This is a genomic window from Campylobacter concisus, from assembly GCF_002913865.1.
Classification (GTDB): domain Bacteria; phylum Campylobacterota; class Campylobacteria; order Campylobacterales; family Campylobacteraceae; genus Campylobacter_A; species Campylobacter_A concisus_AM.
In genome coordinates this window covers 14,477-28,244 of sequence record NZ_POYX01000035.1, presented here as the reverse complement: position 1 = coordinate 28,244, position 13,768 = coordinate 14,477, and the positions used below count along the sequence as shown (strand labels likewise).

General features: G+C 40.8%; 17 protein-coding genes. 8 read left to right on the top strand and 9 right to left on the bottom strand.

Translation table 11 applies throughout. The features are described from left to right. The first annotated feature begins 148 nt into the window (after positions 1-148). Positions 149-454 carry a hypothetical protein gene (locus CYP77_RS02415; RefSeq protein ID WP_103567279.1) on the top strand — a complete coding sequence of 102 codons (306 nt, stop codon included), beginning with the start codon at positions 149-151 and terminating at the stop codon, positions 452-454. A gap of 304 nt (positions 455-758) precedes the next feature. Further along, the gene (locus CYP77_RS02410; RefSeq protein WP_258032392.1) at positions 759-974 is read left to right on the top strand and encodes a hypothetical protein; all 216 of its coding nucleotides are present in this window, start codon (positions 759-761) and stop codon (positions 972-974) included. 388 nt (positions 975-1,362) lie between these two features. On the opposite strand, the gene ychF is transcribed toward CYP77_RS02410, so the two are convergent. The 6 genes from ychF to rpiB are packed head-to-tail and all read right to left on the bottom strand — an operon-like array spanning position 1,363 to position 5,846. Next, positions 1,363-2,466 (bottom strand): redox-regulated ATPase YchF, encoded by a 1,104-nt coding sequence (gene ychF / locus CYP77_RS02405; RefSeq protein ID WP_103567280.1) that lies wholly within the window; start codon positions 2,464-2,466, stop codon positions 1,363-1,365. Further along, complete coding sequence (locus CYP77_RS02400; protein WP_103567281.1) at positions 2,466-3,917, bottom strand: leucyl aminopeptidase; 1,452 nt, start codon at positions 3,915-3,917, stop codon at positions 2,466-2,468. The genes ychF and CYP77_RS02400 overlap by 1 nt, the downstream gene beginning before the upstream one ends. Next, positions 3,898-4,503 carry a DedA family protein gene (locus CYP77_RS02395; protein WP_054196332.1) on the bottom strand — a complete coding sequence of 202 codons (606 nt, stop codon included), beginning with the start codon at positions 4,501-4,503 and terminating at the stop codon, positions 3,898-3,900. The genes CYP77_RS02400 and CYP77_RS02395 overlap by 20 nt, the downstream gene beginning before the upstream one ends. Position 4,504: 1 nt before the next feature. After that, complete coding sequence (gene apt, locus CYP77_RS02390; RefSeq protein ID WP_002939787.1) at positions 4,505-5,053, bottom strand: adenine phosphoribosyltransferase; 549 nt, start codon at positions 5,051-5,053, stop codon at positions 4,505-4,507. A gap of 20 nt (positions 5,054-5,073) precedes the next feature. After that, positions 5,074-5,406: a hypothetical protein gene (locus CYP77_RS02385; protein ID WP_002939538.1), complete on the bottom strand. Its 333-nt coding sequence runs from the start codon at positions 5,404-5,406 to the stop codon at positions 5,074-5,076. Further along, entirely contained in the window at positions 5,403-5,846 is a 444-nt protein-coding gene (gene rpiB, locus CYP77_RS02380) for a ribose 5-phosphate isomerase B (RefSeq protein WP_103567282.1), read from the bottom strand. Before rpiB ends, CYP77_RS02385 begins: the two co-directional genes overlap by 4 nt. A gap of 109 nt (positions 5,847-5,955) precedes the next feature. On the opposite strand from rpiB, the gene CYP77_RS02375 reads away from it, so the two are divergent. Continuing rightward, complete coding sequence (locus CYP77_RS02375; RefSeq protein ID WP_103567283.1) at positions 5,956-7,341, top strand: DUF4139 domain-containing protein; 1,386 nt, start codon at positions 5,956-5,958, stop codon at positions 7,339-7,341. Between the two features lie 18 nt (positions 7,342-7,359). Here CYP77_RS02375 and CYP77_RS02370 read toward each other — a convergent pair whose 3' ends face one another. Genes CYP77_RS02370 through folD form a run of 3 tightly spaced genes read right to left on the bottom strand, consistent with a single transcriptional unit; the run spans position 7,360 to position 9,771 of the window. Further along, positions 7,360-8,016 (bottom strand): site-2 protease family protein, encoded by a 657-nt coding sequence (locus tag CYP77_RS02370; protein ID WP_103567284.1) that lies wholly within the window; start codon positions 8,014-8,016, stop codon positions 7,360-7,362. Continuing rightward, entirely contained in the window at positions 8,003-8,908 is a 906-nt protein-coding gene (lepB, locus tag CYP77_RS02365; RefSeq protein WP_103567285.1) for a signal peptidase I, read from the bottom strand. The genes CYP77_RS02370 and lepB overlap by 14 nt, the downstream gene beginning before the upstream one ends. A gap of 11 nt (positions 8,909-8,919) precedes the next feature. Then, positions 8,920-9,771, bottom strand: a complete 852-nt coding sequence (folD, locus tag CYP77_RS02360; RefSeq protein WP_103567286.1) for a bifunctional methylenetetrahydrofolate dehydrogenase/methenyltetrahydrofolate cyclohydrolase FolD — start codon at positions 9,769-9,771, stop codon at positions 8,920-8,922. 83 nt (positions 9,772-9,854) lie between these two features. On the opposite strand from folD, the gene CYP77_RS10325 reads away from it, so the two are divergent. Genes CYP77_RS10325 through CYP77_RS02335 form a run of 5 tightly spaced genes read left to right on the top strand, consistent with a single transcriptional unit; the run spans position 9,855 to position 13,766 of the window. Then, on the top strand, positions 9,855-10,469 hold the full coding sequence (locus tag CYP77_RS10325) for a c-type cytochrome (protein ID WP_103567287.1): 615 nt from the start codon (positions 9,855-9,857) through the stop codon (positions 10,467-10,469). Beyond that, positions 10,466-11,749, top strand: a complete 1,284-nt coding sequence (gene hemL, locus CYP77_RS02350) for a glutamate-1-semialdehyde 2,1-aminomutase (protein WP_103567288.1) — start codon at positions 10,466-10,468, stop codon at positions 11,747-11,749. The genes CYP77_RS10325 and hemL overlap by 4 nt, the downstream gene beginning before the upstream one ends. After that, complete coding sequence (locus CYP77_RS02345) at positions 11,749-12,030, top strand: AtpZ/AtpI family protein (RefSeq protein WP_087582590.1); 282 nt, start codon at positions 11,749-11,751, stop codon at positions 12,028-12,030. Before hemL ends, CYP77_RS02345 begins: the two co-directional genes overlap by 1 nt. Then, positions 11,978-12,532, top strand: a complete 555-nt coding sequence (locus CYP77_RS02340; protein WP_258032393.1) for a hypothetical protein — start codon at positions 11,978-11,980, stop codon at positions 12,530-12,532. Before CYP77_RS02345 ends, CYP77_RS02340 begins: the two co-directional genes overlap by 53 nt. Further along, positions 12,522-13,766, top strand: a complete 1,245-nt coding sequence (locus CYP77_RS02335) for an MFS transporter (RefSeq protein WP_103567290.1) — start codon at positions 12,522-12,524, stop codon at positions 13,764-13,766. The genes CYP77_RS02340 and CYP77_RS02335 overlap by 11 nt, the downstream gene beginning before the upstream one ends. Positions 13,767-13,768 lie beyond the last annotated feature (2 nt).

The window sequence follows — 13,768 nt, the reverse complement described above, 5'->3', positions numbered from 1 at the left end:
TTTTTCATTTCCGCAAGGAAAATTTAGAAAAAAAGAGTTGTTTTTAGAGCTTAAATCTAAAAAATATAAAAGGAAAGTATATGAAAAAAGTTTCATTATTTGCATTGAGTGGTATTGTTGCACTAGCATTACTTGGATGTGAGGGGGGGTGGCGCATAGCCTAAAAGAAGTATGCGACAATCCAAAAAAACAATACGAAAGCCTGGAAGCAAACGTATATTATAAATTTATAGAATTTGCAATAGGACCAGGCAAAGATTCTCCAAAAGGAAATTATATAGAATTCTATGATGCAAATGGAGATGAAAAAGTGCATATACTCCAAAACCCAAGTGACCTAATGGGATATAGAATAAGATATGTCAAAAAAGAAGGTGAAATTTTTAAACTAAAAGGCGAAAATCCTAAATGTTTTGGTGACAGTGTTCATATAAAACTAATCAGAGAAGAATAAATAAAATAATAGTATCTTACTACTCGGCTGATAGTAAGATACTATGAAAAAGGTAGCTAAAATGCCAGGGCAAAATTTAATCCTAGCCATAACGATTTTTGTTTTTATATGTGCATGTTTTATGGCGCATAGGGATAATAAAAAGAATTTGCAAAAAGATAAATAATTAAATTTGCAAGGTGGCAAATCAATTTGCAAGAGCAAATTTGCGTTGTTTGGCTTTAAAAAGAATAACTAATGCTAAGATAAATTTATCCTAGCTGTAACGACCCTATTTTAGTAGGCACACTAAACCGCTAGCAAGATGAAATTTAGCTTTGATGAGCGCATCCAGACAAATGTGGTGGCAAATTTCACGCAAATTTATGAGTATGAAAATTTACATATCAAAAAGGGCGAGCGTCTAGGAATTTCGAGCTTGGCTCAAACATTGTCATACTTGGCGAGAAATGCAACCAAGTATAATCTCTTTGAAAATAAAGAGCTAAAATTTACTGAGGCGATCAGACTTATAAAATAAATACGCTAAGCATATAGGTAAATTTTTATACTTGGTCAATGTTGTTTATTAGGATTGGTCTATTTGCCTAAACTTTGGTGGTGTTTTCACGTGTTCATTATATAAGCCTAAAACAGTATCACAGTTTTTGATCCATAAACTCATAGTATTTAAAATTTATCATAGACGTGAAAGCTTGTAAGAGATAGTGAGCGCATTATTTTATCTATCGAAATTTCTCTAGGCTTTACTTTTTCTTAAGACTGAATTGGCTCATAAGATTATGACTTATCGTATTTTTAAAAGAATTTTATTAACTTGCAACAAAGAAGCTTAAATTTGCCTTGCAACCCAAGGCTTGAATATTTTATGTATAAATTTTAGCTATTTAGCCCAAAAAGGGCTAAATTTAGACATTAAACCTAAAGTGCATCACGTCGCCATCTTGCACGACATAGTCTTTACCCTCAAGTCTCATCTTGCCAGCCTCTTTGGCTCCATTTTCGCCGCCATGTGCGATGTAGTCATCATAGCTTATCACTTCAGCTCTGATAAAGCCTCTCTCAAAGTCATTGTGGATGACACTTGCTGCTTTTGGCGCTTTCCAGCCATTTGTGATCGTCCAAGCCCTAACTTCCACGACGCCAGCGGTGAAATAGCTTATCAAATTTAGCTTTGCAAAAGACGTTTTGATGATCTTTTCAAGACCGCTCTCGCTCGTGCCAAGAGATGCCAAAAACTCGTGTGCCTCCTCATCGCTTAGACCTATTAGCTCCTCTTCGACCTTGGCGCAAAGCTTGATCACCTCGTGATCTGAGGCTTTAGCATACTCTTTTAGTGCTTTTACAAATTTATTATCTTCGCTAAGTCCCTCTTCATCGACATTTGCGCCATAAACTACCTCTTTAGCACTTAGAAGTCTTAGCTCTTTGTTGAGTGCTAAAAACGCCTCGCTATCTCTTTGCTCAAAGCTACTTGCGCTTTTGCCATCATTTAGGTGAGCTAAAAGCAAATTTGCTATCTCAAGCGCCTCTTTAGCGCCTTTTGCATTTGCTTTTGCCTCTCTTGTGAGCTTTTCTATCTTTTTGTTTAGCTGCTCGATGTCAGCTAGTATCAGCTCGGTTTGGATGATCTCGATGTCTCTTACTGGATCGACGCTACCCTCGACGTGAGTGATATTTTCATCCTCAAAGCAGCGAACGATGTGTAAAATAAGCTCGGTTTCTCTAATGTTTGATAAAAATTTATTGCCAAGTCCCTCGCCTGAGCTTGCCCCTTTTACAAGGCCTGCGATATCGACAAATTCGATGGTTGAGTATTGAATTTTATTTGGATTTACTATCTTTGCAAGCTCGTTTAGGCGCTTATCAGGCACTGGCACGATGGCTTTGTTTGGCTCGATAGTGCAAAATGGATAGTTCGCACTTTCTGCGTTTTGTGCCTTTGTAAGTGCGTTAAATGTTGTTGATTTGCCCACATTTGGTAGGCCTACTATTCCAACTGAAAGTCCCATCAATTCTCCTTACTAAGTGCTTGTAAAAAGTATAAATTCATCCTAACGCCAGCCCCGCTCGCACCTGCTTGGTTGTATCCCCAAGCCTTTTCTCGGTATGCTGGGCCTGCGATATCAAGGTGTAGCCACTTGTCTTTATGCTCATCTTTGATAAATTTAGCTAGAAACATGCCAGCTGTGATCGCGCCGCCATATCTGCTTGAAGCGCAGTTGCTAACGTCTGCGATCTGGCTTTTGATAAGTTCGCTAAGATAAGGGTTAAAATCAAGCGTAGTCGCTAGCTCGCCACTATCTTTTATCTTGTTTTTAAACTCGCTTTTTAGGCTCTCGCTGTTACCCATGATGCCTGTTGTGTATTCGCCAAGTCCCACGACGCAAGCGCCAGTTAGGGTTGCCATGTCGATTAGGATGTCTGGCTTAAAGTCTTGTGCGTAGCTTAGGCAGTCAGCCAGCACCAAGCGTCCCTCTGCGTCGGTGTTTCTCACCTCTATGCTAACGCCGCTTCTTGAAATAAGCACGTCATCAGGCTTATAAGCGTTGCCACCGATCATGTTTTCAGTCGCACCTAAAATGGCGTGAATTTCAAATGGCAAATTTAGCTCCGCTGCACCTTTTATGATGCCAAGAGCTGCTGCTGCGCCGCTTTTGTCTGATTTCATTGTTAGCATATAGTCAGCCGGCTTCAAGCTAAGGCCGCCACTATCGTATGTTAGGCCTTTGCCAACAAAGATGATGCGTTTTTTAGATTTTTTAGGCTTATAGGTTAGGTGGATGAGCCTTGGTTTATGCACGCTTGCGCGATTTACTGCCAAAAATGCGTTCATATTCTCTTTAGCTAGAAATTTCTCGTCATAGACCTCGCACTTTATGCTTGCGATGTTTTTGGCTAAATTTAAAGCGTCCTGCGCCATCTTTTGTGGTGTGTAAATTTCTGGAATTTCATTTACGATATCTTTTGTGAAATTTGTAGCACTTGCTATTATCTCTGCCTCTTTAAAGCCCTCATTTGCAGCTTTTAGATCGATCTTTTGGGCGCTAAATTCCTCTGTGCTAAAGATTACCTTTTCAAGGGTGTATCTCTCTTTTTTCTCTTTATACTTGTTAAATTCATAGCTTCCAAGCAAAAAGCCCTCAGCTAGCGCCTCAAAGCTTAGTTTTTGGCACTGCGCTACGTAAGAAGCTAGTTTTATGCTCTTGATGTTTAGCGATTTTAGTGCGTTATAAGCTTTAGCGGCTGCAACCCTAAGCTCGTCAAGATCAAGCTTAGAAAGTGGCACGTAGGCTCTTTTTGCCTCGCTTAGGATAAGGACGCTCTCGCCTTTGTAATTGTTAAATTTAATAGCCTCTTTATCGCCTATAAATTTATGTTTTAACTCCTTATCAACTACGAAAATTAGTTCAATATCAGCTTTTATGTCTTTTAATTTTTTATCAACTATTTGAAACTGCATGTCTTCTGTCTCTCCTTTCGTTTAAAATTTTATTTTCGATGCGTTTAAATGCATAGATCAAAAGCCCCATAAATATAGCAACCACTGGGATAGCGACGTACCAGTGCTCTTTTGCTTCTTGCAAAAGCACAAGTATATGCTCGCCAAGTATCCAAGCAGGTATGGTGGTGATCGCCGCCCAGCACCAAGCGCTGATCAAATTTATAAAGGCGTATTTTTTAGCGTCATAGCCAGTAAGCCCTATGCAAAGCGGTATGATGACACGAAAGCCATACATATAGCGTTGCAAAAAGATGATCGGCCAGCCATATTTTTTCAGCATTATGTGTGCCACTGCAAATTTTCTCCGCTGCGTGTGAAGCCTTTTTGCGATATATTTTTTATTGTAACGCCCTAAATAAAAGTAAATTTGATCTCCCACAAAGCCTCCAAGTCCAGCCACAAAGATAGCAAGTGCGATGTGCATGTGCGTGGTGTGAGCGAGAATTCCAGCCATTATTAAGGCCATCTCGCCCTCCATGATACACCAGACAAAAAGTATGATGTAGCCGTACTCTTTAAGCAGTTCTATAAAAAACTCTTCCATTCTAAACCTCTAAAACGCTGTAAATTTTAGTAAGCGACTTTAGCTTTTCGCTACCTTTTAGATCGACTAGATCTATGAGAAAGCACGCTTCTACGCAAGTTGCGTTAGTTTGATTGATAAGCTCAACTGAAGCTTTTGCAGTGCCTCCAGTGGCTATGAGATCGTCCATTAAAAGCACTCTAGCGCCTGCTTTTTCTCCAAAAGCATCGATGTGAATTTGCACTTCATCGACGCCGTATTCTAGGCTATATTTTTGAGAAAGCGTGATAAAAGGCAGTTTTTTTGGCTTGCGAATAGGCACAAAAGGCAGTCTTAGCCTTGCTGCAAGCGCTGCGCCAAAGATGAAGCCACGAGACTCGATGCCAGCGATATAGTCGATATTTGCATCCTCATATCTAGCCACCAAATGATCTATCAAAAAGTTAAATGCCTCTTTATTGTTTAGCAGTGTCGTGATGTCGCGAAAGACTATGCCAGGCTTTGGAAAGTCGTTTATGCAGCGAATAGAGTTTAGTAAAAATTCTTTGCCTTTTTGATCTAAAATTTTCATAAATTTCCTTAAATTTGAGGTTATAGTAGCGCTTCGATCTTGCCTTCAAGCTCACGGATGCGTTGTCTTAGCTTGTCGTTTTCTAGGCGGTACTGGGAGTTTCTTGTGCGAAGTGAGGTAACGTCATTTTTAGTTTTGTTTAGCTCGTCTGTCAAGATGTCGATGTTACCTAGACTTCGTTGGAGTTGGATCTGAAATTTTCTTATGACGACCTCGGTATCTTGGAGGTTATTTTTCATAAAATCTTTTGTCGCACGCTCTTTTTTTAGAAGCGTTTTGAAGTAAAAAACCATGACGGTTAGGTAGATCGCAGCACAAACAAGAGCGGTAAAAACGATCCACTCGCCTATCATTTGCCTGCCTCAAGCTCGATTTTTTTGACTCTTCTTTCGTGTCTGCCGCCTGCAAACTCAGTCTTTAAAAAGGCTTCAACCGCCGATATAGCCACACCTGCGCCGATCACTCTTGCACCAAAGGCGATGACATTTGAGTCGTTGTGCTCTCTAGCAAGCCTTGCGGTAAATTCGTCGTGACAAAGGGCACATCTTATATTTTCATGCCTGTTTGCGGCGATCGAGATGCCTATGCCTGTGCCACAAACTAGCACGCCGTAGCAGTTAGGCTCAAGTTTGCTCGCTAACAAATGCGCATAATCAGGGTAATCAACGCTATTTTTATCGTTTGTACCAAGATCAACCACTTCGTATCCAAGCCCTTTAATGGCCTCTTTAAGCTCGTTTTTTAGCTCAAAACCAGCGTGATCGCTAGCTAAGAAAACTTTGTCTATCTTCATGAAAAGTCCGTTAAATTTTTTGTTGATTATAGTCAAAGTTGCATTAAAATAAAATTTTACTCTCAGCCAAAATGAAGCTATAATTTACCAAAAATTTAAAGGAGAAAATGTGAAAAAAGCACTCTTTTTAGTGGCTTCTACGCTAGCCTTTGCAGATGAAAATCTAATAGAGATCTATACAGATCAAACCATCATCACTCAAAAATTTAGTGACGCAAACAGCTCTTTTAGCGCCTTTGTGCCAGAGGGTGTGGAGAGTGAGAGCATCACTATAAATGGGGATTGTGACGCGAATGCTAATCTAAAAAAGATCAGCGAAGAAAATAGCCAAAGTTACATAAAATGGAAGCAAGAAGTTGTAAATTTAAATAATAAACTTGGGGCGCTAAATGCAAGAGGTAGGTTTATAGAGCAAGCTTTGGTAGGAGAAAACAAAAGTAACGATGTGACAAAAAGAGCTGATGAATTTTATAAATTTAGCCTAGAAAATATCGAGAAAATTTCAGCTGCTAAAAGTGAGCTTGAAGCGCTTAAAGAAAATGAGCCAAAAAGCGAGATGGCTGGATTTTTGCAGCTTGATATGAAATTTGCTTGCAGCCCAAAAGAGGCGACGCTTTCATATATGGATGATGAGGCCCCAAAGACGCTAAATGAAATTTATGCAGACACAAAAAACAAAAACATCTTGATAAAACAAGAAATTTTACTCACAAACCCATTTGCCAGTGATGTTAAAAATTTAAAGCTCGCTATCTATCCGACCAGATATCAAAAGGCGCTTGCTCCAAGTAAATTTTACCCTTGGTACGAGGAGAGCGAGGCTGAAGCTGATGGCTACGGCGCTTCAAAAAATATGCTAAGAGCTGCGAAAGTCGCCGCTGAGGTCGCTGATATGCGTGTGCAAAGAGATGAGAATGAGTTTGCCAAAATTTGGAAGATAGATGGGATAAATTTAGCAAAAGGTGAGAGCAAATATATAACTTATGATACGCAAAAAATGGATGCAAATTTTAGCGTTTTTGCTGATTTTTACGGCTCTCTAAAGGCATATAACGTAGCTAGCTTTAAGCTAAATGATGATCTAACGCCAGCTAAAACGCAATTTTACGTTAATGGTGTGAGTGTTGGCAGTCCAAGCGAGTTTGAGATGAAAGCTAAAGATGAGCCAGTGCAGTTATTTTTAGGACAAAACGAGCTAATCGAGCTTAAAAAAGAGCGATTAAATAAATTTAAAAAGAGCTCGCTTCTTGGCAAAGACCGCATAAGCGAAGAGGGCTATGAGATAAGTGTTAAAAATAACTCAAGTAAAAGTGTAGATGTCACTTTAGTTGATCGCGCACCAGTATCTGCTGACGAGGCGGTAAAGGTCGAGATAAAGGGCTTTGATAAAAAAGATATCAGCAAAGATGGCAAGGTGGAGCTTAAATTTAGCCTTGCGCCAAAAGAGGAATTTAAAAAAGAGTACTCTTATAAGATCACAAAGCCAAAAATTTAGAGCAAATTTGCTCTAAATTTAGCCATTTATAAAGGCGCTTGCGATTTCTAAAACGTATCTTGTCGGATAAAAGATAGTATCTTTTAAAGGCGAGATGAGGATGATGATAAGGATGACAAAGCCATATCTTGAGATGCCCTCAAGCTTTTCAGCTAGTGCGTGAAAGCCAAAATTTCTAAGCGCATACTCGAGTGCGTGAAAGCCGTCAAGTGGCGGGATCGGATAGAGGTTAAAGATGGCTAACATCAAATTTAAAAGCGCAAGCGTAAATAAAAACTGAAGTAAAATTTCAAAGGTTTCTATGTTTAGCAAAGCTTTTAACACAAAAAGCGACAAGATGCCTAGGATGATGTTGTAACAAATGCCAGCTAGACTTACGTAGATAGCTGCCTTGTATCCGCCATTTCGCACGACTGTGTAGGTATTTACAGGCACTGGTTTTGCCCAGCCAAACATCATGCCAGTGCTTAGATAAAGCACCAGTGGCACGATGATAGTGCCAACAAGATCGATGTGTTTTATGGGATTTATGCTAAGTCTGCCAAGGCTTTTTGCGGTGTTGTCGCCAAATTTATAAGCGACATATCCGTGCGCGATCTCGTGACCGACGATGGCGATTATTAAAGAGAGGACGATAGTGGTGACTTTTATGGGATCAAAATTAGTGAAGTCCATCGACTTCTCCCTCTTTTAGAGCTTGTTTTGTGAAAAACTCATCATTTTCTATCGTATCTACAAAGCGTCCGATACGCTCCCAGCGCACATTGTAGTTATTGTCCCAGCTAAAATAAATAAACCAAGGCTGACCAACAATATCTTTGTAAGCCACGCTTCCCCAAAAACGGCTATCGTTTGAGTGGTCGCGGTTGTCGCCTATCATAAAGTATTCATCTTTTGGCACTTTGACATAAAAAGCGTTAAAGTTAAAATTTGGATTTTGCGGTAGTGAGCTAATGAGCGCTGGCTTCATAAAAACGTTTGATTTGTTTGTATTTAGCATGAAAACCATCTGCTCAAATAAATTTACATTTTCGTCGTAGTGGATGCCACTAAATCTATATGGCTCTTTTATGAAAAGTTTGCCATCAAGCTCGGCTATGTCGCTGCATGAGTAGCCAAATTTACTCTCTTTGCCATTTAAATTTTCACGGCAGTTTGCCTTTATGAAGCTATCTCCCTCTTTTGGGCGCAGATAGAGGGCTTTTTCAGTAAAAACGATCTCGTCATCGCTAGTTGCAAAGCAGCGCTTTACAAAGTGAGTTTTCTCATCGTTTGGATAGCGAAAAACGACTATATCGCCCCTTGCAGGACCATCGCCAGTTATAAGGTGACCATTGTCATTTAGCTCAGGTAAAATTTTCACCTCAAGCCATGGAATTCTTGGCGTTGGTATGCCATAAACATACTTTTTAGCAAATAAAAAATCCCCAACCAAAAGTGTGTTTTTCATCGAACCAGACGGGATTACAAAGGCTTGAGCTACAAAGAAAATGACAAGCAAAACGATGATAACCGTGCCTGTCCAGCTCGAGCAAAAGTCATAAAATTTAGTAAAAGCTCTCTTCATTATCTCACTCTTTAATTTTTAGCTATCTTTGCCTGTGCAGCAAGGATGGTGTTGTTTAAAAGCATGGCTATGGTCATAGGTCCAACGCCGCCAGGAACAGGCGTGATATATGAGCATTTTGGTGCGACCTCTTCAAAATCCACATCGCCCACAAGCCTGCCATCATCAAGTCTGTTTATGCCCACATCAACGACTACCGCGCCATCTTTTACCATATCAGCCTTTAAGAAAAATGGCTTGCCAATGGCTGCAATGATGAGGTCAGCATTTTTGCAAATTTCTTTTAAATTTTTAGTCTTGCTGTGTGTCACCGTAACCGTTGCAGAGGCATTTAGGAGTAAATTTGCCATAGGCTTGCCAACGATGTTGCTTCTGCCGATCACCACCGCATTTAGTCCAGCTACATCTATGCCATACTCTTTTAAAATTTCCATCACGCCAAGCGGTGTGCAAGGCACGAAGCCATCAAGCCCGCTAACAAGCTTGCCAACATTTACAGCGTGAAAGCCATCTACATCTTTTCGCGGATCGATCGCTGCGAGCACGACATTTGTATCGATGTGTTTTGGTAGTGGTAGCTGAACCAAGATACCATGGATGCTATCGTCTAAATTTAGCACGTTTATAAGGGCAAGTAGCTCGTTTTGGGTTGTATTTTCGCTTAGACGGTGAGCTACGCTTTTTATGCCGTATTCGTTGCAGGCTTTTTCTTTGGCTCTAACGTATGTTTGAGATGCCTTATCTTCGCCGACTAATACCACAGCCAAGGTTGGCTCGACACCAAATTTCTTTAGCTCATCAGCTCTTACTTTTACGCTTTCTTTGACCTTTAAAGATACGGCTTTTCCGTCTAAAATTTTCATATTCGATCCTTACTTAAAAGCTTTTTTAATCACAAGGGTGGTATCATACCTAAAAATAAATTAAATTTTTAAAAGAGAGGTTTATGAGGTCTGTTTTTTTGATTTTGCTATTTTGCGTGGCGATTTTTGGAGCTGATTTTATCACAAAGACCGAGTACGCCAAGATGCTCTACCTAAATCCACGTGGCATAGGCTGTGATAAATGTCACGGCGCAAAGGGCGAGGGTAGCCTGATCTCTAAATATAAGCACTTTGACAAAAAGGCAAACAAAACAGTAGATGATGAGCTTAGAGCACCAAAGATAAATGATATAGAATTTGAAAGCTTTAAAGCAGCTCTTACAAAGCCAAAAGGTGTCATGCCAAGCTACTTTTTGACAGACGAGGAGACAACCATCCTTTATGAATACATCACAAATCAGATGAAACCTCCCGCAAAAGTGGCAAAATCGCAAAATTTAGCCAAGCCAGCCACACCTGCTGCTACGCAAAAACAGCCTGAATCCACTAAAACTGCGCCTGTTGCAAAGCCAGTAGAGCCAGCCACCGCGCAGGCACAAAAGGCCCCAGTAAAACCAGCTGATCCTGTAAAACCAGCCAGCACGCAGGCACCAAAACCGCCAGTAAAACCAGTAACAAATCAAAAAGATAATCAAAAGACAAATTTAAAAACACAAAATCAAAAGGATAAAAAATGACAAATAAAGAGGCATTTAGTGAAGCTAAAAAATATATCCCAGGCGGCGTAAATTCACCTGTTCGTGCATTTGGCAGCGTTGGTGGCGAGCCTGTGATGATAGATCACGCAAAGGGTGCTTATCTATACGACGTCGAGAGCAAAAAGTACATTGACTTCATCCAAAGCTGGGGTCCGCTCATCTTTGGTCACTGCGACAAAGACATAGAAGAAGCGATCATCTCTGCTGTAAAACAAGGCGTATCTTATGGCGCTCCCTCACCAAAAGAGACCGCTCTAGCAAAGCTAATATGTGATGAGTTTAAACAAATAGACAAAATTCGCTTCGTTAGCTCTGGCACAGAGGCTACTATGAGCGCTATCAGAGTGGCTAGAGGGTATGCCAAAAAAGATGGTCTTATCAAATTTGAAGGCTGCTACCACGGACACAGCGACGCACTTCTTATCAAAGCAGGAAGTGGCGCTACGACATACGGCAATGCTTCAAGTGGCGGCGTGCCACAAGATGTTGTGAAAAACACATTTTTAGCTATCTACAACGATATAGAGAGCGTAAAAGCCATCTTTGAAAACAATAAAGACAAGATAGGCGTCGTCATAATCGAGCCTATCGCTGGAAATATGGGGCTTGTGCCAGCTGATAAGAAATTCTTGCAGGAGCTTAGGGCGCTTTGCGATAAATTTGGCGCTGTGCTCATTCTTGATGAGGTTATGAGCGGTTTTAGGGCTTCTCGCCTTGGCTCATATCCATTTCACGAAGTAGATGCCGATCTTGTCACATTTGGCAAAGTTATAGGCGGAGGCATGAACGTCGCTGCATTTGGCGGTAAGGCTAAGATAATGGACTGCCTAAGCCCAGAGGGCGCTGTATATCAAGCAGGCACGCTAAGTGGCAACCCAGTGGCGATGAGCGCTGGTATAGCGGCTATTTCAAAGATAAATAGCGACGTAAATTTATACGCTAGACTTGAAAAACTAGCTAAAAAGCTAATGGACGGCTTTAAAGAGGCAGCAAAGAGTGCTGGTATCGCTATACAAACCGATGTTCGTGGCTCGATGTTTGGCTACTTTTTTACAGAGCACGCCGTGAAAAACTACGACGATGCGCTAAAGAGCGATACAAAACTCTTTGCTAAATTTCATCAAGCGATGCTTAGGCGCGGAATTTATCTTGCGCCTAGCCAGTTTGAGACTGGATTTATCTGCGATGCGATGAGCGAAGCGGATATCGATCTTGCGATAAGCGCAGCTAAAGAGGCATTTTTGGAGATAAAAGCTTAATGGCAAAATTTAAGATAAAAGATATCGTTGCTGGCGCTGAGCAGCTAAGCCTTGGTATATCGATGGTCGTGGCTGTGGTGATCGGCACTGGGTTGGGGTATCTTGTAAAAAAGGCTACAAATTTCACGCCAGCGCTTTGGATAGGGCTTGCCTTTGGCATCGCAGCTGCCATTTTAAACGTCTATAAGGCCTATAAAGCGCAGGTAAAAAGCTTAGATGAGCTAAAGGATGAGGCTAGATATAAAGGCTATAAAAAAGACGATGATGACGAGGACGATTAGCAGGCTTTTTATTTGCTACTTTGCGCTTTGGCTCGCCCTTAGTGTGGTTGGCAAATTTATATCAAATCAATTTTTTATAAGCTCGCAAATTTCATTTTTTGCCTCGCTTATCATCCTAACGGCTAGCTTTTTTGCCTATAAAAACCGCATAAATTCAAGGCTAGAAAATGCAAGAGAGGAAATTTTAGCCAAGATAGAAGAAGAGGACGAAGAAGATGATGAAATTTTGCCCCAAAATGAGGCAAAAGAGCTTAGTCTAAAAGATGAAAAAGCAAGGCTAAAAAAGCAGAAATTCTCATTTAAAGATAAAAGCTTTGTGGTGGCATTTATGCCTTATCGCTTGGTTGCATATGCGATACTTTTTTTTGGATTTATATTTTTAAAAAATGAAAATTTACTAAACGTGCCTGGCTTTTTAGTGGGGCTTGCTCCGATGCCTATTGGAGCTTTTATCTTTGGGATAATGCAAAATAATTTAAAAAAGGACGAAGATGGCAAGTAGCTTTAGGATCATTCGCTCGATGGGACCGCTATTTTTAGGCATGAGCCTACTTTTTATAGGCAATGGCCTAGTCATCGCATCTTGTAGTGCGCTTCTTAAACAAAATGGCGTAGGCGAGCTTGCGATTGGACTAATTAACACTGGATTTTTTATAGGAGCGTTAATTAGCACGATCACAGCGCACAGAGTGATCTCAACCACCGGCCACATCAGAGCTTTTGCTATCTTTTCATCTATATTTGCAGTCTCAGCCATGCTTCACGCCATAAGTGAAAATTTGATCTTTTGGGCGATTTTGCGAGCCTTTTTGGGATATTGCTACTACGCACTTTTGATGGTTATAGAAAGCTGGCTAAATGCTAAGATCCCAAACAAGATAAGATCGCGTGTCATCGCCTTTTACGAGTGTGTTTTCTACACGAGCTTTGGACTTGGAATTTTGATCTTAGCGCTTGATCTTAGCGCATTTGAAATTTTCATCATCAGCGCAGCCTTTATCATGCTCTCAAGCATACCTTTAAATTTAATCCGCATCAACCAGCCTCAAATCCCGCAGCGCCAACCTATAAACATCCCTAAAATTTTTGGCATCGTCCCACTTGCCCTTGTGGGAGCGCTAGTTGCTGGCTTAGCGATAAATGGCTTTTTTTCTATGGCAAGCCTCTTTGTCTTGCTTCAAGGATATAGCGCAAAAGAGGCGTCATTTTTTATGACCATAGCGATGGCTGGGGGCTTTTTAGCTCAAACATTTATCGGAGGCTTTTCAGATAGATACGGCAGACGCCCAGCGCTCTTGCTTTGTAGCGCCGTGGCATTAGTTAGTGCAGCACTCTTTTTGCTAAATGGCTCAAATTTGATCGTTCAATACATACTTTCATTTTTCTTTGGTGGTGGCATTTTTTGCACATACGGACTTTCGCTTGCTAGGGCAAATGACGAGATCACAGACAAGACAAAGAGCGTTCAAGTGGCACGTGCGCTACTTTTTAGCTACTCTTTTGCCTCGCTTTTCTCACCGCTTCTTATGAGCTATGCGATGAAAATTTTTGGCGCATTTGGCTTTATCTATGTCTATTTGGTGCTTTATGTTGGGCTCATTTTATTTGCGCTAACGCAAAAGACCATACCACAGCACATGAGAAAAGAGTATAACGACAGGCTCGTTGCAAGGACGGCTGGGATCGCTACTATTCAGCAAAATGGCAATTTTGCCGATAGAGAAAATAAAAAGTAAAA